At 60.8% G+C, this 19,758-nt stretch carries 21 protein-coding genes; 9 read left to right on the top strand and 12 right to left on the bottom strand.

Annotation, left to right across the window (positions count from 1 at the left end; translation table 11 throughout):
* Nucleotides 1-58: 58 nt before the first annotated feature.
* Together OC537_RS11250 and dinB are read right to left on the bottom strand one after the other, a co-directional pair.
* Nucleotides 59-2,194, bottom strand: a complete 2,136-nt coding sequence (locus tag OC537_RS11250) for a methyl-accepting chemotaxis protein (protein ID WP_262111296.1) — start codon at nucleotides 2,192-2,194, stop codon at nucleotides 59-61.
* Nucleotides 2,195-2,261: 67 nt separating this feature from the next.
* Entirely contained in the window at nucleotides 2,262-3,314 is a 1,053-nt protein-coding gene (gene dinB, locus OC537_RS11255; RefSeq protein WP_106886056.1) for a DNA polymerase IV, read from the bottom strand.
* 201 nt (nucleotides 3,315-3,515) lie between these two features.
* Between dinB and OC537_RS11260 the strand changes: the two genes are divergently transcribed.
* On the top strand, nucleotides 3,516-3,728 hold the full coding sequence (locus OC537_RS11260; RefSeq protein WP_005330720.1) for a hypothetical protein: 213 nt from the start codon (nucleotides 3,516-3,518) through the stop codon (nucleotides 3,726-3,728).
* A 73-nt stretch (nucleotides 3,729-3,801) separates the two neighbouring features.
* Here the strand turns inward: OC537_RS11260 and nqrM are convergent, their stop codons facing one another.
* From nqrM to OC537_RS11305, 9 genes are all read right to left on the bottom strand, one after another.
* The gene (nqrM, locus tag OC537_RS11265; protein ID WP_005330718.1) at nucleotides 3,802-4,026 is read right to left on the bottom strand and encodes a (Na+)-NQR maturation NqrM; all 225 of its coding nucleotides are present in this window, start codon (nucleotides 4,024-4,026) and stop codon (nucleotides 3,802-3,804) included.
* Between the two features lie 102 nt (nucleotides 4,027-4,128).
* Entirely contained in the window at nucleotides 4,129-5,172 is a 1,044-nt protein-coding gene (locus tag OC537_RS11270) for an FAD:protein FMN transferase (RefSeq protein ID WP_262111303.1), read from the bottom strand.
* A 3-nt stretch (nucleotides 5,173-5,175) separates the two neighbouring features.
* A complete protein-coding gene (nqrF, locus tag OC537_RS11275; RefSeq protein WP_103244418.1) occupies nucleotides 5,176-6,399 on the bottom strand; it encodes an NADH:ubiquinone reductase (Na(+)-transporting) subunit F in 1,224 nt (407 codons plus the stop codon).
* 17 nt (nucleotides 6,400-6,416) lie between these two features.
* Nucleotides 6,417-7,013, bottom strand: coding sequence for an NADH:ubiquinone reductase (Na(+)-transporting) subunit E (gene nqrE, locus OC537_RS11280; protein WP_005330713.1), 597 nt, complete (start codon nucleotides 7,011-7,013; stop codon nucleotides 6,417-6,419).
* Between the two features lie 3 nt (nucleotides 7,014-7,016).
* Nucleotides 7,017-7,649, bottom strand: coding sequence for an NADH:ubiquinone reductase (Na(+)-transporting) subunit D (locus tag OC537_RS11285; protein WP_042654098.1), 633 nt, complete (start codon nucleotides 7,647-7,649; stop codon nucleotides 7,017-7,019).
* Nucleotides 7,642-8,430, bottom strand: a complete 789-nt coding sequence (locus tag OC537_RS11290; RefSeq protein ID WP_106886054.1) for a Na(+)-translocating NADH-quinone reductase subunit C — start codon at nucleotides 8,428-8,430, stop codon at nucleotides 7,642-7,644. The genes OC537_RS11285 and OC537_RS11290 overlap by 8 nt, the downstream gene beginning before the upstream one ends.
* Nucleotides 8,420-9,649 (bottom strand): NADH:ubiquinone reductase (Na(+)-transporting) subunit B, encoded by a 1,230-nt coding sequence (locus tag OC537_RS11295; protein ID WP_042649549.1) that lies wholly within the window; start codon nucleotides 9,647-9,649, stop codon nucleotides 8,420-8,422. Before OC537_RS11295 ends, OC537_RS11290 begins: the two co-directional genes overlap by 11 nt.
* 3 nt (nucleotides 9,650-9,652) lie before the next feature.
* On the bottom strand, nucleotides 9,653-10,996 hold the full coding sequence (locus OC537_RS11300) for a Na(+)-translocating NADH-quinone reductase subunit A (protein ID WP_262111312.1): 1,344 nt from the start codon (nucleotides 10,994-10,996) through the stop codon (nucleotides 9,653-9,655).
* A gap of 438 nt (nucleotides 10,997-11,434) precedes the next feature.
* Nucleotides 11,435-11,743: a BolA family protein gene (locus OC537_RS11305; protein WP_041204526.1), complete on the bottom strand. Its 309-nt coding sequence runs from the start codon at nucleotides 11,741-11,743 to the stop codon at nucleotides 11,435-11,437.
* Between the two features lie 218 nt (nucleotides 11,744-11,961).
* Here OC537_RS11305 and OC537_RS11310 point away from each other — a divergent pair, with 218 nt between their 5' ends.
* The 6 genes from OC537_RS11310 to OC537_RS11335 all read left to right on the top strand — a co-directional run bounded on the left by OC537_RS11310 (nucleotide 11,962) and on the right by OC537_RS11335 (nucleotide 17,155).
* On the top strand, nucleotides 11,962-13,095 hold the full coding sequence (locus OC537_RS11310; RefSeq protein ID WP_262111313.1) for a methyltransferase: 1,134 nt from the start codon (nucleotides 11,962-11,964) through the stop codon (nucleotides 13,093-13,095).
* A 24-nt stretch (nucleotides 13,096-13,119) separates the two neighbouring features.
* Nucleotides 13,120-13,692 (top strand): YajG family lipoprotein, encoded by a 573-nt coding sequence (locus OC537_RS11315; protein WP_106886051.1) that lies wholly within the window; start codon nucleotides 13,120-13,122, stop codon nucleotides 13,690-13,692.
* 15 nt (nucleotides 13,693-13,707) lie between these two features.
* A complete protein-coding gene (locus tag OC537_RS11320) occupies nucleotides 13,708-14,259 on the top strand; it encodes a peptidylprolyl isomerase (protein ID WP_262111320.1) in 552 nt (183 codons plus the stop codon).
* Between the two features lie 114 nt (nucleotides 14,260-14,373).
* Entirely contained in the window at nucleotides 14,374-14,703 is a 330-nt protein-coding gene (locus OC537_RS11325) for a hypothetical protein (protein ID WP_106886049.1), read from the top strand.
* A gap of 85 nt (nucleotides 14,704-14,788) precedes the next feature.
* Nucleotides 14,789-16,192 carry an AmpG family muropeptide MFS transporter gene (locus OC537_RS11330; protein WP_111909906.1) on the top strand — a complete coding sequence of 468 codons (1,404 nt, stop codon included), beginning with the start codon at nucleotides 14,789-14,791 and terminating at the stop codon, nucleotides 16,190-16,192.
* 156 nt (nucleotides 16,193-16,348) lie between these two features.
* Nucleotides 16,349-17,155 carry an outer membrane protein OmpK gene (locus tag OC537_RS11335; RefSeq protein WP_025327958.1) on the top strand — a complete coding sequence of 269 codons (807 nt, stop codon included), beginning with the start codon at nucleotides 16,349-16,351 and terminating at the stop codon, nucleotides 17,153-17,155.
* A 101-nt stretch (nucleotides 17,156-17,256) separates the two neighbouring features.
* Here the strand turns inward: OC537_RS11335 and OC537_RS11340 are convergent, their stop codons facing one another.
* Nucleotides 17,257-17,739 (bottom strand): YajQ family cyclic di-GMP-binding protein, encoded by a 483-nt coding sequence (locus tag OC537_RS11340; RefSeq protein ID WP_106886048.1) that lies wholly within the window; start codon nucleotides 17,737-17,739, stop codon nucleotides 17,257-17,259.
* A gap of 214 nt (nucleotides 17,740-17,953) precedes the next feature.
* Between OC537_RS11340 and OC537_RS11345 the strand changes: the two genes are divergently transcribed.
* Together OC537_RS11345 and OC537_RS11350 are read left to right on the top strand one after the other, a co-directional pair.
* The gene (locus tag OC537_RS11345) at nucleotides 17,954-18,901 is read left to right on the top strand and encodes a ketopantoate reductase family protein (protein WP_163136486.1); all 948 of its coding nucleotides are present in this window, start codon (nucleotides 17,954-17,956) and stop codon (nucleotides 18,899-18,901) included.
* A 35-nt stretch (nucleotides 18,902-18,936) separates the two neighbouring features.
* On the top strand, nucleotides 18,937-19,497 hold the full coding sequence (locus OC537_RS11350; protein WP_262111326.1) for a DJ-1 family glyoxalase III: 561 nt from the start codon (nucleotides 18,937-18,939) through the stop codon (nucleotides 19,495-19,497).
* Nucleotides 19,498-19,758 lie beyond the last annotated feature (261 nt).

Consider the following 19,758-nt stretch of genomic DNA (forward strand, 5'->3'; position numbering starts at 1 on the left):
AGTCTGTCATCTGAATGTGTTTGGCGCCTCCGGTTGGATGGCGCCTTTTTTCTTATCTCTATACCCTGAACTGCCCCACCAGTTGCTGCTGCTTGTCTGCCAGTTGCGACAACTCGCGTCCGTTGTCGGCCGAGGTGGCCGCCTCGGCCCTGATGGTGTGGCTCACGTCGCGGATGTTGCTGACGTTGCGGTTGATCTCGTCCGCCACCCCGCTCTGCTCCTGCGCCGCACGGGCAATCTGCTCGTTCATCTGATGGATGGTGGCCACCGCATGGATGATCTGCTCAAGCACGCTGACCGACAGCTCCACCTTGCCAAGGGTCAGATCCGCCTGGCTGTGGCCCGTCATGATCGCCTTGACCACGGCCTCTGTGCCCGACTGCAGCTCGGTGATCAGCGTCTGGATCTCGACGATGGCATTCTGGGTTCGACCGGCCAGGTTGCGCACCTCGTCGGCCACCACGGCGAAGCCGCGGCCCTGTTCACCGGCCCGCGCCGCCTCTATGGCGGCATTGAGCGCCAGCAGGTTGGTCTGCTCGGCTATCCCCTGGATCACGATGAGGATGTCGTTGATGTTGTCGCTGTTGGCGGCCAGCCGCTCCACCACCGGCTTGGCGTCGCTGATCACCGCCATCAGCCTGGACATGGCCTGCTGGGTATCGGCGACCACGGACTTGCCCTCCTGCGCCGCCATGTCCGCTTGGTTGGCCGCGCTCACCGCCGAGCTGGCATTGCCCGCGACCTGCAGGGCGGTGGCGCTCAGCTCCTCGAACGCCGTCGCCACCAGATCCACCTCCTGATACTGGGACTGCATGCCGGCGCTGGTGCGCTCGGCCCCCTGCGCCGCCAGCGACGCGCTGGCCCGGGTACCGGCGACCGTATCGATCACCTGGCTGATGGTGGATTGCAGCTTGTCCAGGAAGTTGTTGAACCACTTCGCCAGCTCGCCGATCTCGTCATCACGGTGCAGGTCGATGCGCTGGGTCAGATCCCCCTCGCCGCTGGCGATGTCCTTGAGGCGGGCCACCACGGTGCGAATGGGGGCGACGATGCGCTGAGCCATCAGCCAGATGCAGAGCAGGGCCAGGGCCGAGATGGCCCCGCCGATCAGCAGCTGGGTGGCGACGCTGCGCTGGGACTGGGTCTCGAGCTCATCCTGCAGTTGCAGGGCAGAGGCGAGCACCACGGCGCGGGGCAGTTCGATGTAGATGCCCCACTGGCGATCCGTCCCGCGCATGCTGACCGGCACGAAGGTCTGCAGCAGGGCGCCATCCGGGCTCCAGCGCGTGACCACCTCCCCCTTGGCGAGCCAGCCGTTGAGATCCGTCGACAGCCCCTGCTGATCCAGGGTATCCCCAAGAGCGACCTTGAACCCTTCGACCCCGGCCACCCGGCCCTCGTGACTGAGCAGCAGCACCTTGCCCTGACCGTCATAGAGCGTCTTGTCCATCTCCTCCACCAGGCTTTGCAAGGTGGCCAGCGAGATGTCGACCCCGACCATGCCGAGCAGGGTCCCCTGATCCAGCAAGGGGGCCGTTACCGAGGTCATCAGCACCTGCCGGGTGCCCACCTCGTCCACATAGGGATCGAGCAAGCAGAGGGCACGGCTGCGAATGCTGCAGCTGTACCAGTCATTCTCCAGGCCACCGTGCTCGGACGGCTTGTCGTTGGCCAGCAGCGCCTCGTCCATCACCTCCAGGGTCACCTTGCCGTCGACCCTGGCCCAGTAGCTGGAGAAGCGCCCCTTGTCGTTGGCCCCGAGCGCGGTCGAGCCCTGATAGTTGTCGTCTTCGCCGTCGAGCTGATTGGGTTCGAATACCGCATAGACCCCGAGCAGATTGGCCGATGACTCCGCCGCGTCCTGCAACTGCTGGTTCACGGCATTGCGCAGCGCCTCGGAGTGAACGAAGTTGTCGGCCGCGTTCTTGCGCTGGAACAAAATGCCCTCCGCCAGCAGAGTGGCTCTGAAATAGGCCTCGTCGAGGTAGCTGGTCACTCTGGCCGCCTGGGTGGACCCCATGGCCTTCATCCAGTTTTCTGCCGCGTGCTGCCCCTCCAGGGTGGTGGAGGTGAGCACCTGCTCCTGCATACGGGCCGCATTGAAGAGGGAAGAAGCGACCAGTGCGGCGGCACTGGCCAACAGGCAACAACCGGCAATCAGGGTGATCCGTCCCTGAACAGAAAGAGAACTCATGCCACGATTTCCTAACGTCTACAGATGTGAACACTGTATCGGTTTTGGACACAAAAACTTAACTAAATCAGCTGAGATCCAGGCTCAGTTGATTGATTTCCCCGGCCCCGGGCAGTCCTACCACCAGACCGAGCAGGCGAATGGGTTTTCCTTGAGCCCGCAGCAACCCCTCGTGCAGCAGATCGTGGAAGCGGGCGGCCTGATAACTGCCCTTGCGATAGACTGTGGTCTGCTGAAAATCGGCGAATTTCAGCTTGATCCCCTGCCCCATCAGCGCCTCCGCAGGGCAGGCCCTGGCAAAGCGCAGCTCCAGCTCGGGGATGAGCCGGCTGAGCACCTCCCAGCAGGCGGCTTCATCCAGCACGTCGCTGGCCAGGGTCGTCTCCACCCCTATGGTCTTGCGGGTCCGCTGGGCCTGCACCGGCTGCTCATCGTGCCCCCAGATGCGACCGGCGAGCATCTCCCCCAGCTTGCCGAAGCGGCTCACCAGCTCCTCGTTGCCGAGCTGGCGCGCATCCTCGCAGGAGTAGAGCCCGAGGGACTCCAGCCGCTGGGCCGTCTTGCGGCCTATGCCGGGTAGTTTGCCGAGCGGCAGCTGGCGCACGAACTCGTCCACCTCCCGGGGCCTTATCACGAAGAGGCCGTCCGGCTTGCGCTGTTCGGAGGCGAGCTTGGCCAGAAACTTGTTCGGCGCCACCCCGGCCGAGGCGGTCAGTCCCAGCTCGAGGGCGATGGCGGCGCGGATCTCGGCCGCCATCAGGGTGGCGCTGCCGCCGCAGTGGGGGCTGTCCGTGACATCGAGGTAGGCCTCATCGAGTGAAAGCGGCTCCACCCTGTCGGTGTAGCGCAGGAAGATGGCCTGCAACTGGCGGGAGGTCTCCTTGTAGACGGCCATCCGCCCCGGCAGCAGCACCAGCGGCGGGCAGAGCTTCCTGGCCAGGGCGCTCGGCATGGCGGAGCGCACCCCGAAACGGCGCGCCACATAGTTGCAGGTGGAGATGACGCCGCGCCTGTCGGCCGAGCCGCCGATGGCCAGCGGCACCTCCCGCAGGGCCGGGTTGTCCCGCATCTCCACCGCGGCGAAGAAGCAGTCCATGTCGATGTGAATGATCTTGCGCATGCCAGAGTCTGTTGAGCTGTCGGCGCCTGCCGCGTGGTTGGGTGCACCCGCCGCTGTCATGACGACGCGGCAACACTACTGTATGAATAACCAGTCAGGACCCCATGCTACCCCAGCCCTGTCATTTCTGCCAGCGCACGGGAGGAGACGGGCGGATAGACTCTCAAGGCACCATCCACATGAGACTCAAGGAGGAGAGAGATGAGAGCAATCTGGCCGGGACTCTGCCTGCTGCTGTTGCCGCTGACGGGCATGACCAAGGACCATCCGACCGCCGAGTGCAGCTGGCTGTTTGAGCGCATAGAGATACTGGAGAAGGCCATCAAGCAGGGGGACGAGCTGGGCACCCGGGAGGAGCTGGCGCAGAGGAAAGCGGAATTTAGCAAGAAATCCTGCCACAAATACGATTACTGAGTGCCATGAAAACGCGAGCCGACCCAGGGTCGGCTCGCGTGCATTCGATGCACCCGCACTCGGGTGCTCGCCCTCAGAGGATGCGGTTGTCCACCAGCATCTTGCGACGGGCCTCTTCCTTGGCCATCTTCTTCTTGCGGTTGTCGCAGGGCTCCGGGCAGTCACACTCCTTCTCGATCCCTATGGTGCCAAGGCCGCCACAGGAGCCGGAGATGGTCTTCTTCTGGAAGATGTAGCCGATGGCCATGGCCACCACCACCACCAGAAACACCCCGAAGGTGATCAGAAAGATCTGCATGGTATTACCCCTTTACTGTTTAACCAGATACGGCTCAACGGCATCCGGCGACAAGATTCTCAGGCACCGCCACCCCGGTGAGTGATGGCGGCGCCTGCACTGTTAACCGGGCTGCTTGGCCAGGTAGGGCTTGAAGGCATCCGAGTAAGCCTCCTCGAAACCCTGGTCCGTCTTGGTGATGACGAAGATGGCCAGACCCCGCTCCTTGGCATAGGCCAGACTCTTCTGCGTTCCCATGACGGTCAGCGCCGTGGCCAGCCCGTCTGCCGTCATGCAGGAGGGGTGGATCACGGTGACCGACACCATGCGATGGGTAATGGGCTTGCCCGTCAGCGGATCTATGGTGTGGGAGAAGCGCTTGCCATCCAGCTCGTAGTAGTTGCGATAGTCCCCCGAGGTGGCGACGCCGTTATCCCCTGGCACTATCACTTCCTGCACCGAGCCGGCATTGGCGGTCGGCTTCTCGATGGCGACGCGCCAGGGGTAACCCTTGCCGTTGACGCCATTGATCCGCAGCTCGCCGCCGATCTCCACCAGGTAGTTGCGCGCCCCCAGGGATTCCAGGTACTCGGCCACCTTGTCCACCCCGAAGCCCTTGGCGATGGCGGAGAGATCCACGTAGAGATCCGGAATGTCCTTTTGCAGGGTGTCGGCGTCGACCGAGGTTACCACATGCAGATTGCCGAGGCCCGTCTTCTGCCGGGTCTGGGTGATCAGCTCGTCGGATGGCACCTTGGTCGGTTTGGCATCCGGTCCAAAGCCCCACAGATTGACCAGGGGGCCCACGGTGACGTCCAGCGCCCCGCGGCTCTCGCGGCCAATGTGAATGGCCTCGGTCACCACCCGGGCCGTGTCACGGGAAACAACCAGCGGGGTATTGCCCTTGTGCTGGTTGAAGCGCGACAACTCGGAATCCGGGCGGTAGGTGGACATCTGATCGTTGACCCGCTCCAGCAGGACATCCACCTCGGCCTGAAGCTTGGCGGCATCCGTGACGGCGGCATCCGCCACCTTGATGGAGTAGTAGGTGCCCATGGTGCTGCCGGTGATGTGGATCTCCGGCTTGGATTGGACCGATTCCTGACCGCACCCAGTCAAGAAAAAGGCTAGCCCTAAGGCTAGCCAGGTCTTTACAACACTGTGCATGGATTAACCACCAAAGTCATCCAGGAGGATGTTCTCGTCTTCAACGCCGAGGTTTTTCAGCATGTTGATGACGGCAGCGTTCATCACGGGAGGTCCACACATGTAGAACTCGCAATCTTCCGGTGCCTCGTGGTTCTTGAGGTAGTTCTCGAACAAGACGTTGTGGATGAAGCCGGTGTAGCCATCCCAGTTGTCTTCCGGTTGCGGATCCGACAGGGCGACGTGCCACTGGAAGTTGTCGTTCTCGGCGGCCAGCATGTCGAAGTCCTCGACATAGAACATCTCGCGCTTGGAACGGGCACCGTACCAGAAGCTCATCTTGCGCTTGGTCTTCAGGCGACGCAGCTGATCGAAGATGTGGGAACGCATCGGCGCCATGCCGGCACCACCACCGACGAACACCATTTCGGCGTCGGTGTCCTTGGCGAAGAACTCGCCGAACGGACCCGAGATGGTCACCTTGTCCCCAGCTTTCAGGCTGAAGATGTAGGAGGACATCTGGCCGGGAGGCGCGGTCCAGTTGCTGGGCGGCGGAGTCGCGATCCGCACGTTCAGCATGATGATGCCGAACTCTTCCGGATAGTTGGCCATGGAGTAGGCACGAATGATCGGCTCGTCGACCTTGGACTCCAGCTCGAAGATCTTGAAGCGATCCCAGTCCCCGCGATACTCCTCGGGAATATCGAAGTTCTTGTACTGCACGTGGTGAGCAGGGGCTTCGATCTGGATATAACCACCGGCGCGGAACGGCACGCTCTCCCCATCGGGGATCTGCAGCTTGAGTTCCTTGATGAAGGTGGCCTTGTTGTCATTGGAGATGACGGTACAGTCCCACTTCTTCACGCCGAAGATCTCTTCCGGCAGCTCGATGTCCATGTCGGAACGAACGGTGACCTGACAGGCCAGACGCTCGCCATGACGGGCTTCGCCCTTGCTGATGTGATCCAGCTCGGTCGGCAGTATGTCGCCGCCGCCGGCTTTCACCCGCACCTTGCACTGACCACAGGAGCCACCGCCGCCACAGGCGGAGGAGACGAAGATACCGCTGCCGGCCAACACGCCTAGCAGCTTGCCACCCGCCGGGCTGGTCACAGCCTTGGCCGGGTCGCCGTTGATGCTGATTGTCACGTCACCTGCGGTCACCAGCTTGGACTTGGCGAACAGAATGACTGCCACCAAGGCCAGCAGGATCACGGTGAACATGACCACACCCAGAATAATTTCCATCTATATTTCCTTTCCGATTACAGGGAAATACCAGAGAAGGACATGAAGCCCAGCGCCATCAGACCCGCGGTGATGAAGGTGATGCCGAGGCCACGCAGGCCTTCCGGAACATCGGAGTACTTCATCTTCTCGCGGATCCCTGCCATCGCGACTATGGCCAGCATCCAGCCTGCACCCGACCCCACGCCATAGACCACAGACTCCACGAAGTTGTAGTCACGCTGCACCATGAAGGAGACGCCACCGAAGATGGCGCAGTTCACCGTGATGAGCGGCAGGAAGATGCCCAGGGCGTTGTAGAGCGCCGGGAAGTACTTGTCCAGCGCCATCTCAAGGATCTGCACCAGGGCCGCAATCACCCCGATGAAGGTGATGAAGCTCAGGAAGCTGAGATCCAGGCCGGAGACCAGGGCACCGTCTTTGAGCACGTAGTTGTAGATCAGGTTGTTGGCCGGAACGGCAACGGTCTGAACCACGATAACGGCAATCCCTAGGCCCATGGCTGTCTTGACCTTCTTGGACACCGCCAGGAAGGTACACATCCCCAGGAAGAAGGATAGCGCCAGGTTTTCGATGAAGATCGAACGAATCAACAGACTCAGATAGTGTTCCATACCTTAATCCTTTGCCTCCACCTGCTTGGGATCCTTGGTGCGTACGCCCCAGATGATCAGACCAATGATGAAGAATGCACTCGGCGGCAGCAGCAGCAGGCCGTTAGGCACATACCAGCCACCATTGTTCACCAGCGGCAGCAGCTCGATGCCGAACCAGGTGCCTGACCCCAGGATCTCGCGCACTGTGGCCACGGCCAGCAGCACGGCACCATACCCCAGACCGTTGCCGATGCCGTCCAGGAAGGAGGGCAGCGGGGCGCTCTTCATGGCATAGGCTTCGGCACGACCCATCACGATACAGTTGGTGATGATGAGGCCGACGAACACCGACAGCTGCTTGGAGATGTCATAGGCATAGGCCTTGAGCACCTGGTCAACCACGATAACCAGCGAGGCAATCACCGCCATCTGGGCGATGATCCGCACGCTGTTCGGGATCTGGTTGCGGATCAGGGAGATGAACAGGTTGGAGAAGGCGGTGACCGCGGTAACGGCCAGCGTCATCACGAACGCCGTCTTCATCTGGCTGGTAACGGCCAGCGCGGAACAGACACCCAGCACCTGCAGTGCGATGGGGTTGTTGCCGAGCACAGGCGTCAACAGCAATTTTTTCATTTCGCTCTTGTCAGCCATTGTTGATTTCTCCTGCACGTACCTTGGCCAGGAAGGGACCGAAGCCCTTGGGGCCCATCCAGAAGTCGAAGGTGTGCTGTACGCCATTACCGGTCAGGGTTGCGCCAGACAGGCCGTCGATTTCATGCTCGGAACCAGCCGGAGCATGGCCCTTGATCACCCGCAGCGCAGGCTGACCGTCCTGATCGAACAGCTTCTTGCCGACGAACAGCTCGCGCCAGGCCGGGTTCTCGATCTCGCCGCCCAGACCCGGGGTTTCACCGTGGTCATAGTAGGTGATGCCCTTGATGGTCTGACCATCGGCCGCGACCGCCACGAAGGCATACATGGTGGACCACAGACCCTGGCCGTAGATCGGCAGAATGATGTTGTCGACCTTGCCTTCTGCATCCTTCGCGAAGAACACCGGGATCAGCTTGGAGATCTGACGCAGACCGGCCTTGTCGTCGGCAGGTGCCAGACGAACACTCTTGGCCGGATCTTTGGCCGCCAGCTTGGTGTCGAAGTTGTCGGCATCGCCGTCAACGAACTCACCGGTGGCCAGATCCACCAGACGCGCTTCAATCTTGTCGCCATACAGCTGGGCCAGGTCACGCTTGGCCACAGAGCTGACATCGACACCGGCAACGGACAGTATGTTGCTTTGCTTGTCCAGCGCCTTGTTTTCCAGCTGAGCCGGACGCAGACCCACGGCGGCCACGGAGACCACGATGGAGCAGACCAGACACAGACCGGTCACTACGGCGAGAGTGCCGATGGTAGAGTCTTTATTAAACGCCACGTGCGATCCTCCGCTTGATGTTCGCCTGCGCCACGAAATGGTCAAACAAGGGGGCAAACAGGTTGGCAAACAGAATGGCCAGCATCATGCCTTCCGGGAACGCGGGGTTCACGACACGGATCAGCACGACCATGACGCCGATGAGGGCGCCGTACCACCACTTGCCCTTGTTGGTAAAGGCGGCGGAGACAGGATCGGTCGCCATGAAGGCCATGCCAAAGGCGAAGCCGCCCAGCACCAGATGCCAGTGCCACGGCATGCTGAACATGGGGTTGGTATCTGAACCTATGACGTTGAACAGCAGGGAGGTCGCCACCATGCCGATCATGACGCCGGCGATGATGCGCCAGGAGGCGATCCGCATGTAGACGATCATGGCCGCACCGATGAGGATCATCAGGGTGGAGACTTCACCGATGGAACCCGGCAGGTTGCCGAGGAAGGCATCCATCCAGCTGATGGCTTCGCCGGTGGCACCGTTGATCAGCGCCATCTGGCCGCCCTGGGCCCACTGGCTCAGGGCAGTCGCGCCTGAATAGCCGTCAACGGCCACCCAGACGGCATCGCCGGAGATCTGGCCCGGGTAGGCGAAGAACAGGAACGCACGACCCGCCAGGGCCGGGTTCAGGAAGTTCTTGCCGGTACCGCCGAACACTTCCTTGGCCAGCACCACGCCGAAGGTGATGCCGAGCGCGGCTTGCCACAGGGGCAGCTCGGGCGGCACTATCAGGGCGAACAGGATGGAGGTCACGAAGAAGCCTTCGTTGATCTCGTGCTTGCGCACCATGGCGAACAGCACTTCCCAGAAGCCACCGACCAGGAACACGGTCAGGTAGATGGGCAGGAAGTGGGCCGCACCGATCAGCATCTTGCTGCCGATGCCGGCCACGGCCGGATCCAGCGAGGCACCCAGCAGGGTCGCTATGGTGTATTGCCAGGTATCGGCACCGGCCGCGCTGCCCAGATGGGCGATGGCGGCGATGGACTGGTTGCCGACGTTGTACATGCCCCAGAACATGGCCGGGAACACGGCCAGCCACACCATGATCATCATGCGCTTCAGATCGATCGCATCACGGACGTGGGCGGCATTGCGGGTCACTGACCCGGGGGTATAAAACAGGGTATACGCCGCCTCGAACAGGGCATAGTACTTGGCGTACTTGCCACCCGGCTCGAAGTGATGTTCCATATTTTCAAGAAGTTGCTTGAAACTCATCGCTTAACCTTCCAGTTCTATCTTGGTCAGGCACTCACGCAAGACTGGGCCGTACTCTGTCTTGCCTGGGCAGACGAAGGTACAGAGCGCCAGATCTTCCTCATCCAGCTCCAGGCAGCCGAGCGCTTGTGCGCTGTCGGTGTCGCCGGAGACCAGATCCCGCAGCAGCAGGGTCGGCAGGATGTCGAGCGGCATCACGCGCTCATAGTTGCCGATAGGCACCATGGAGCGATCACTACCGTTGGTGGTGGTAGTGAAGTTGATGAGTTTGCCCTTCATCAGATGAGAGAGGGTGGTACGGGTGATGGAGAACTTGTCGGCACTGGGTTTGACCCAGCCGAGGAACTCTTTCTCACGACCTTCACCCAGTACGCTCACCTGATTGTGGTAGCGACCCAGGTAGTCATGAACCCCTTCGGCCTTGGCACCGCTGAGCAGGGAACCGGAGATGACACGGTTTTCATCCGCACGCAGCTCGTTGTTGGTCAGCTGGCTGATGCAGGCGCCCAGACGGGTGCGCAGCAGGCGCGGCTTGATCACGTTCGGGCCGGCCAGGGCGATCACCTTGTCGGTGAAGATCTGACCCGTGGTGAACAGCTTGCCGTAGGCGATCACATCCTGATAGTTGATGTGCCACTGCACTTTCTTGGCACCGACCGGGTCCAGGAAGTGGATGTGGGTACCGGGCAGGCCGGCAGGGTGCGGGCCGACAAACACGGCTTCCTTGACCTGGGCCAGGGAGGCGTGCGGCAGGCTGGCTTCGCCCTTGCAGACGTGGACTGTGCCATCGGTCAGGCGGCTCAGCACGGCCAGACCGTCGAGGAAGGCCTGGGCCTGTTCCTTGATGATGATCTCGGCGTTGGCGGCCAGCGGGTTGGTGTCCATGGCGGTGACGAAGATGGCACGCGGGGCAGAGCCCACTGCCGGCACCTTGCTGAATGGACGGGTACGCAATGCGGTCCATTGGCCTGATGCGACCAGGATCTCCTGCACCTTGCTGCGCTCGAGCTGTGCCAGCTCGGCAGACGCAAAGTGTTCAAAGGTCACCTGTTCGTCAGAACCATCGATGTCGATGACAACGGATTGCAGAACACGCTTGGCACCACGGTTGATCTCAGAAACCACACCGGTGGCAGGGGCCGTGAATTTAACGCCGGGATTCTTCTTATCTTCGAAGAGCTCCTGACCTTTAATGACGCGATCACCTACTTTGACGAACATAGTAGGACGCATCCCCACGAACTCTTCGCCGAGTGTAGCAACACGGGTGATGGCCGGGCCATCGTAGATTACTTGCTCCGGAGCACCCAGCACGGGGATGTCCAGTCCTCTTTTAATTGTAATCATACTCACTTGCACTACCGTTAAGGGAAGACAGGTTGGTTAGCGCCGAGAAATACATCACGACGAGTTGTTGAATGAGCCCGTCAACATCGCGGTAAAATGTCGATAAAACAAACAAATCAGCAACATACAGGATCATTCAAAAGCGACTGAGTTTACCACCTTAGACAAGTCGGTCGCCACGCCAAATGGGGAAAATCCCCGTCCTATCACAAAATTAACCTCCAATGAATATTTCCCTTCCATCCCTGCAACCCGTGGTTTTAAAGGATTCTTTGTTTTACTACCCATATGGAGGTAATTTCACTTGCCCCAAAGGTTGATTAGAAAAAGTAATCATTATCCCGATCCAATGCGCTCGGGGCCGGGGGCTAGCGCCCCGGCCCTGTCGTGATAATTTTGTTAATTAATCGACAATTGGGTAATGAAAAGGTCAATGGCTCAGGCAAAGGGGGACTTGCTGACACAGCCCGGAGTCTTGGGGGCCTGCTCCCGGGCCTGCCACTCCGCCTCGGTATAGGTATGCAGCGCCAGCGCATGGATGGCCCCTGCCAGCTCCTCTGCCAACACGCCGTTGACCTGACGATGGCGCCCCAGCAGGCGCTGCCCCTCGAAGGCCTGACTCACCACTATGACCTTGAAGTGGCTCTCGGATCCCGGCTCCACCCTGTGCATGTAGCTCTCGTTGATCACTTCCAGATGACTGGGGGACAAGGCGGCGGCCAGTTTGGCCTCTATCTGTTGTTGCATGCTCACGGGCAAGACTCCCTCGTTGGATATCCGGCCATTGTAGCCAGGGTTGCATGCCGGATGCATCAGGCCCGCTTTAAATAGAGGCAGGCCGGCACCTCCTCGCTGCGGGCTGGTGAAATTCTCCGTCGCCGCTAGAATAGCGCCACTTTCCCTGCCTGCCGGGTAACACGGTGCGGGCGGGCGTCATCTATCAGCAACACGTTGGACTCTCTCTTATGCAAACCCTGCTCGACACTGCCCATTGTCGTCTGACCCTGTATCGCTACCCACGGCAGAACCAGGATCCCCTGCAGGCCTGGGATGCGGCGGACGAGTACCTGATCAACACCCTGGCCGAGGATCCGCTCGAGCAGGATGGCCCCGTCATCATCATGAACGACGGCTTCGGCGCCCTGGCCGCTTATCTGCACGGCCATGGCCCGGTCTGCGTGAGCGACTCCTATATCAGCGAGCAAGCCACCCTGGCCAATCTGGCGGAGAACGGGCTTGAGGCGAGCGGGATCACCCTGCAGGATGCCCTGGCCCCGCTGCCTGCTGCCCCTGCGCTGGTGGTGATCAAGGTCTCCAAATATCAGGCGCTGCTGGAGCAGCAACTGCTGGCCCTGCGTGCGGTGGTCACCCCGGCCACCCGCATACTGGCCGCCGGCAAGGCCAAAGACATTCACAGCTCCACCCTCAAGCTGTTCGAGAAATACCTGGGGGAGACTCGCACCTCGCTGGCCTGGAAGAAGGCGCGCCTCATTCACTGCGAGCCGCAGGCCGATCGCCCTGCCCTGACCAACCCCTTCCCGACCGTCTGGCCACTGGAGGGCAGCGACATGCTCATCCACAACCATGCCAATGTCTTCTCGCGCACCAGCCTGGATATAGGCGCCCGCTTCATGCTGGACAATTTGCCGATCCACAGCGCCCGCAAGGTGATAGACCTTGGCTGCGGCAACGGGGTGCTGGGTCTCTCGCTGCTGGCAAAAGACAGCGAGGTGGAGGTGACCTTCATCGACGAATCCTATATGGCTGTCGCCTCGGCGCGGCTCAACGTCGAGCACAACCTGCCGGACGCTCTGCCGCGGGCCCACTTCATGGTCAACAACTGCCTCGACGGCGTGGCGGTCGGGGCAGCGGATCGGATCCTCTGCAATCCTCCCTTCCATCAGTTGCAGGCGATCACCGATCACATTGCCTGGCAGATGTTCACCGACGCACACCGGGTGTTGCCTCAGGGGGGTGAACTCTGGATAGTAGGCAACCGTCATCTGGACTATCACAACAAACTCAAGCGCTTGTTTGCCAACGCACAAGTCGTTGCGTCGAACAGCAAATTCGTTATTTTGAAAGCCATCAAACGCTAAAGATAAAGCTAAAGGAAACCCATGATGAAAAAGTCACTCTTGCTGCTGGCCGCCCTGATACTGGGTGGTTGTGCCACCCACTGGCCAGAGACGGCGTTGCTCAATCCGCAAGTCATCCCCTCCAACCAGCAGTACTACTCTGGCAACCGCATCACCATGGAAGGAGTGGACAAGCGCGAGGCCGCCTATGTCTTCTCCATCAAGAAGAAAGAGAAGGCTCCCGTGCTGGTCAACAGCAGCCAGCCCCTCAACAATCTGCTGGCGGAAAAACTGGCGGAAGGGTTGCGCAGCCAGGGCCTCGAAGTGGGCAACAGCGGCACCACCAACCTGACCCTGGCCATCTCCACCGCCGCGGTCACGGTCGAAGAGAAGACCTTCACCTATGTCACCAAGTCCAAGGTCAGCCTGCAGGTGATCGCCGACTTCCAGGGCAACAAGCTGACCAAGCAGTTCAACATGTCTTCCAGCAAGGAAGAGCCGGGTGAGCCGACCATGGCCGATCTGGAGTCCACCTTGAACCAGCAACTGGGCAGCGTACTGCAACAGATCATGGCCGACGAGGCACTGCGCGGTTATCTCAAAGGCCAGCCTAGCTGAGCAAGGAGCATATAAATGAAGAAACTCTGGTTACTGGTCACCCTGATCGCCCCCCTGGCGTTCGCCGGACAAAAAGTCCAGATGGAGACCAACCACGGCAACATAGTGGTGGAGCTGGCCCCCAAGCAGGCGCCGCAGACGGTGAAGAACTTCCTGCGCTACGTGGCGGATGGCAGCTATGACGGCAGCCTGTTCCACCGGGTGATCCAGAACTTCGTGGTGCAGGGCGGGGGCTACAATCAGCAATTCCAGCCGCTGCCGACCTTCGACCCCGTGGTCAACGAGTCCAGGGGCGGCCTGCCCAACAAGCGTGGCAGCATCGCCATGGCCCGCACCCAGGCAGTCGACAGCGCCACCCGCCAGTTCTACTTCAACCTGGTGGACAACGACAACCTCAACGCCAATGCCGGCGCCGGTTATACGGTGTTCGGCCAGGTGGTGCAGGGCATGGAGGTGCTGGACAAGCTGGCGCAGGTCCAGACCGGCTACAGCTCCATACTGCGCGCCAATGACGTGCCGACCAGCCCCATCATCCTGAAAAAAGTGGTGCTGCTGGCGGACAAATAACGCGGGACGGATCACATTCCACCACTGCGTTGCCCGGGTCACCGGCGCCCCTTTCTATACTCTGGCCTTGTCCGATGTGCGCGGGACATGGCCAGGCAGAGAGAGGAGGTTCCGGTGACTTGTCACGATTACATTGCCCAACACGCCATTGAGCTGGCTCAGGCGGTTCGTCACTTTCTGGCACGAGAAATGCCCTATCGGCAGCTCGAGGATCTGAGCTGGCAACTCCTCTCCCGCTGGCAGGCGCTGCCCGCCATCCCCATTGACAAAGTACCCGCCACCGAGCAGGAGGGGGTGTTCTGGCACCTGCTCCACAGCCTGCACCTGTGGGACGAGCATCAGCTCATCACAGACACCTGGCTGCGTCAGCAACTGATGGCCTGCGCCAGCTTCCTCGTGGCCGAAGGGCCCTGTCCGCGTCACTGCATCGGCTCACGACCCTGAATCCCGGGCCGCCCCGTTCGGCTTGCCTTGGCTATCCCCCTCGAACCTGACAAAATGACCCCCTTTTCTCTGAGGAGTCAGGCAGTTGAACAATCTCCGCCCGCCCAGCCAAACCCCGGACCGCGCCACAAGCTGGCGAGACGCCCTCGCCGTCTATCTGGAAGCGCGGGTACTCACTCTGTTTGCCATGGGCTTCTCCTCCGGCCTGCCCTTGCTGCTGGTCTTCGGCACCCTCTCGTTCTGGCTGCGCGAAGCCGATGTCAGCCTGACCGACATCGGCTACATGAGCTGGGTGGCGCTGGCCTATGGCTTCAAGTGGCTGTGGTCCCCCCTGGTGGATCGACTGCCGCTGCCGCTGCTCTCCCGGCTGCTGGGACGGCGACGCAGCTGGATGCTGCTCTCCCAGGTGCTGATCGCCCTCTCCCTGGTGGGCATGGCCTATTGCGATCCCAAGACCCAGCTCGCCCAGCTCGCCCTGTTCGCCCTGCTGGTGGCGTTTTGCTCCGCGACCCAGGATATCGTCATCGATGCCTACCGCATCGAGTCGGCACCTGAGCGCCTGCAGGCGGCCATGGCGGCCTCCTACATGACGGGTTACCGACTCGCCATGATAATGGCAGGGGCGGGCGCGCTGGCGCTGGCGGCCTGGCTTGGCAGCAACGACAGCTACGACTACCGCGGCTGGCAGCTCACCTACCTGCTGATGGCGGGACTCATGTCCCTCGGCGTCATCACCACACTGCTCAGCCACGAGCCGGATATCGACCTCCATCGCCAGAACGAGCAACAGATGGAGCGCAAGGCGCTGCTGCTCGAGCGGGGCTGGCCCAAGACCCTGGCCGGGCTGGGCGCCTGGACTTATGAAGCCATCTGGTGCCCCTTTGCCGATTTCTTCCGCCGTTACGGCGGCTCGGCCCTGCTGATCCTCGGGCTCATCGCCTGTTATCGCATCTCGGATGTGGTGATGGGGGTGATGTCCAACAGCTTCTATGTGGACCTGCAGTTCAGCAAGACGGAGGTGGCCACCATCACCAAGGTGTATGGCGTCATCATGACGCTGGTGGGGGCGGCCCTGGGGGGCGTATTGGTGATGCGCTTCGGCACCCTGCGCATCCTGTTTCTCGGCGCCGTGCTCACCGCCAGCACCAATCTGCTGTTCGCCCTGCTCAACGAAGTGGGTCACGATCTGGAGCTGCTGACCCTGATCATCTCCCTGGACAACCTCAGCGCCGGCATTGCGACGGCGGCCTTCGTGACCTATCTGTCGAGCCTGACCAACGTCGCCTTCTCGGCGACCCAGTACGCCCTGTTCAGCTCCATCATGTTGCTGATGCCCAAGCTGCTGGCGGGTTTTTCCGGTCAGGTGGTCGAGCAGATCGGCTACAGCAGCTTCTTCGTCGGCACCAGTCTGCTCGGCATCCCTGTCATGATACTGATCATCATGGTTGCCAAACGAGGCGATGCCTTGTTACCACAAGCGGACAAATAGCAAGCGTTTGCGCCATTTTGGGGGTGATTAGATTCACAAAACCGGACAAAGTTCCCTGGCTCTTGTTTATCCGATGAATTTATTTGGCTAGAATCCCTTCCGCTCCTTGTGGGCAGGCTACGGAAAACCTCAACTAACGCACAAGAGACCAATAAAATGGCCAAATTTACCAAGACTCTGATCGCTGCCGGTCTGCTGGCTGCATCCGCCACTCCGGCCCTTGCTGCCGATTACAGCGGCGACATCCACAAGAACGACTACAAGTGGTTCCAGTTCAACGTGATGCACACCATCGATCAGCTGCCCTACAGCGAATCTGAAGGTGGTTACAACGATACCTACTTCGAAATGGAGTTTGGTGGCCGCTCTGGTATCTTCGATCTGTACGGTTACGTCGACGTCTTCGACATCTTCCAGAACCGTCACGACGACAAGCACAACCAAGACAACCTGTTCATCAAGTTCGCACCGCGTATCTCCATTGATGCCATGACCGGCAAAGATCTCTCCTTCGGCCCGGTGCAGGAAGTCTACATCGCCAACCTGATCAACGTGGGTGGTCCGGATGGTCTGTTTGAAGCCATGACCGGTCTGGGTGCAGACGTACAGGTGCCCTGGTTCGGCAAGGTTGGCATGAACCTGTATGCCCGTCACGTCAACGAAGGCGGCGGCGAGCAGGGCTGGAACGGCTATCAGTTCTCCATGAACTGGTTCAAGCCTTTCTACACCTTCTCCAACGGCAGCTTCGTAGCCTATCAGGGTTACCTGGATCACCTGTTTGATGCCAAGGACACTTCCACCGACGGTACCGCCATGTTCAACGGCCTGTACTGGCACTCCGACCGCTACGCCGTCGGTTACGGTCTGAAGTACTTCAACGACATCTATGGCATCCAGAACGGTTCCTACGGTCTGAAGACCACTGGTTTCGGCCACTACTTCTCCGTGACCTACAAGTTCTAATCGAACTCGTCACACGGACACAAAAAACCGGAGCAGCTGCTCCGGTTTTTTTATGGCGCTTCCTCGATGAGGGGAGTGGCCAAGGCACTCCCCCTTCATCATCAATCGCGGAAGTTCTGGAACTGCATCGGCTGACCCAGCTCGGCGCCACGCACCAGTGCCATGGTCTCCTGCAGATCGTCACGCTTCTTGCCGGTGACGCGCACTTCGTCACCCTGGATGGCGACCTGCACCTTGATCTTGGAATCCTTGATGAGCTTCACCAGCTTCTTGGCGATCTCTTTCTCGATCCCCTGCTTGAACTTGACGTTTAGGTGGAAACGCTTGCCGGAGTGAACGCTGTCACCCACGTCCATTGAGCTGTTCTCGATGTTGCGCTTGAGCAGGGCTGCGCGCAGGATCTCGACCATCTGCTTGAGCTGGAAATCGGCGTCGGCTTCCAGCTTGACCTCTTCCTTGTTCAATTCGAAGCTGGCTTCCACACCACGAAAATCGAAACGGGTCGCCAGTTCACGATTGGCGTTATCGACGGCGTTCAACACCTCGTTCATTTTGACTTCAGAGACAATATCGAATGACGGCATAGCCGGGCTCCTCATGCTGTACTTCAGGTTGTGCTGACAAAGGGGCAAATCTACCAGAAAACCGGCAAATTTGCTGATTTCAATGGGATTGCTCTGCTAGAATCCCCTGCGCACAGGAATGGCGAGACCCGTTAGTGTCCGCCGAGCGACATCTTCACTTATCCCCGGTAGCGAGTTGCTCGGAACGCAGCCACTACCCTGATTGAGCCTCTCCATGCCAAGCGGATTACGCGACAACAACCTGAAAAACAGCCGACACCCCTCCTCCCCTCACTGGTCATTGCTGGGCTGCGGTGCCCTGGGCGGCGTCTTCGCCTCCTTGCTGACCCAAAGTGGCCAGCCGACCCGTGTCTTGCTGAGCGAGCGGCACCGCGCCACCCTGCACCCCGGCATCGATTTCACTTCCCTCGAGGGCCACACCCAGTTGCTCGCCATCGAGCGGGGTTTCATCGACAAGCCCGGCACCATCCAGCGACTGCTGGTGATGACCAAGGCGGGTCAGGTGGTGTCGGCCCTGACGCCCCTGGTAGGCAAGCTGGCGGCAGGGGTTCCCATAGTGCTGCTGCACAATGGCATGGGCATAGCCGAACAGGTGGTGCAGCTGTTTCCGCATAACCCCGTCATTGCCGGTGTCACCAGCCACGGCGCCATGCAAAATGGCCACTTCGTGTTCCGCCATACTGGCAAGGGCGAAACCTGGCTCGGCCCGATCAATGAGGCCGCCAAGGCCCATTCCGCCCTGGCAGACCAGCTCGCCACCGCTCTCGGTCAAGCCGGCTGGGATGAGCAGATCCTGACCCGCCAGTGGCAGAAGCTCGCCATCAACTGCGCCATCAATCCGCTCACTGCGCTTTACAAGCTCAAGAATGGCGAGCTGGCCGGCCCGCGCTTCGCCGATGTGCTGCAACAGATCTGCGTGGAAGTGGCTGACGTGATGCAGGCCGAAGGCCAGCCGACCGGCAGCGACGAGCTGCTGCGCCGCGTCATGACTGTGGTGGAACTCACCGCCGACAATTACTCTTCCATGTATCAGGACATGGAGCAGGGGCGTGAGACCGAGATCGAGGCCATCACCGGCTTCCTGCTCGGCAAGGCCGCCGCCCACGGCATAGCGGTGCCGGTCAATCAGGGCCTCTATCAGGCCGTCAAAGAGAAGCGCTGAGCAGAGCGGCACTGCCGGCGACTAAGGAGCACAGGATGACAGTACTGGTATTGGTAGCCCCGGGGTCGGAAGAGATAGAGACGGTCGCCATCGTCGACACCCTGGTGCGCGGCGGCATAGAGGTGGTGCTGGCCTCCTGCTGCCCCACGGGAGCGCGCCAGATCCGCGCCTCCCGCGGGGTGCAGATCGTCGCCGACTGCCATCTCGATGAGCTGACCAGCCGTGACTTCGATGCCATGGTCGTGCCGGGCGGCCTGCCCGGCAGCGAAGCTATCCGCGACACTCCCCTCGCCATCGACCTGCTGAGAGAACAGGCGGCCCTCGGCCGCTGGCGCGCGGCCATCTGCGCCGCCCCCACCGTGGTACTGCACCATCACGGCTTGCTGGGGGATGCCAGCGTCACCTGTCACCCGGGCTTTCAGGCCCGCCTGCCCGCCGCGCAACTGAGCACGGCCCGGGTGGTGCGGGATGATGCCCATCGTCTCATCACCAGCCAGGGCCCCGGCACCGCCATCGAGTTCGCCCTCGAGATAGTGCGGGTGCTGCGCGGTGATGAAGCCGCCCGCGCGGTAGCCGGGCCCATGGTGCTGCCATAACCCATGCTGGATAATCAAGAATGCCCCATGCGTTGCAAGGGGTATTCTTGTTTTCATGTATGTAGCCCCTCCCCATACACACTGAAGAAAGGTCCGGGCTTTCCTGCCCCCACCTTGACTGCTAACATGCGCCCCCTATGCCTGTTTTGCGCACTGGCGTGACCGTCACGCCGCCCTAACCCCGCCCTTTGCGGCACCTGCCGCCTGACTCTGGTTGTCACAACCGGAGCCTTTTTGTTCATCTGTCATATACCAATACAA

This window comes from Aeromonas sp. Marseille-Q5825 (assembly GCF_946892685.1).
Classification (GTDB): domain Bacteria; phylum Pseudomonadota; class Gammaproteobacteria; order Enterobacterales; family Aeromonadaceae; genus Aeromonas; species Aeromonas rivipollensis.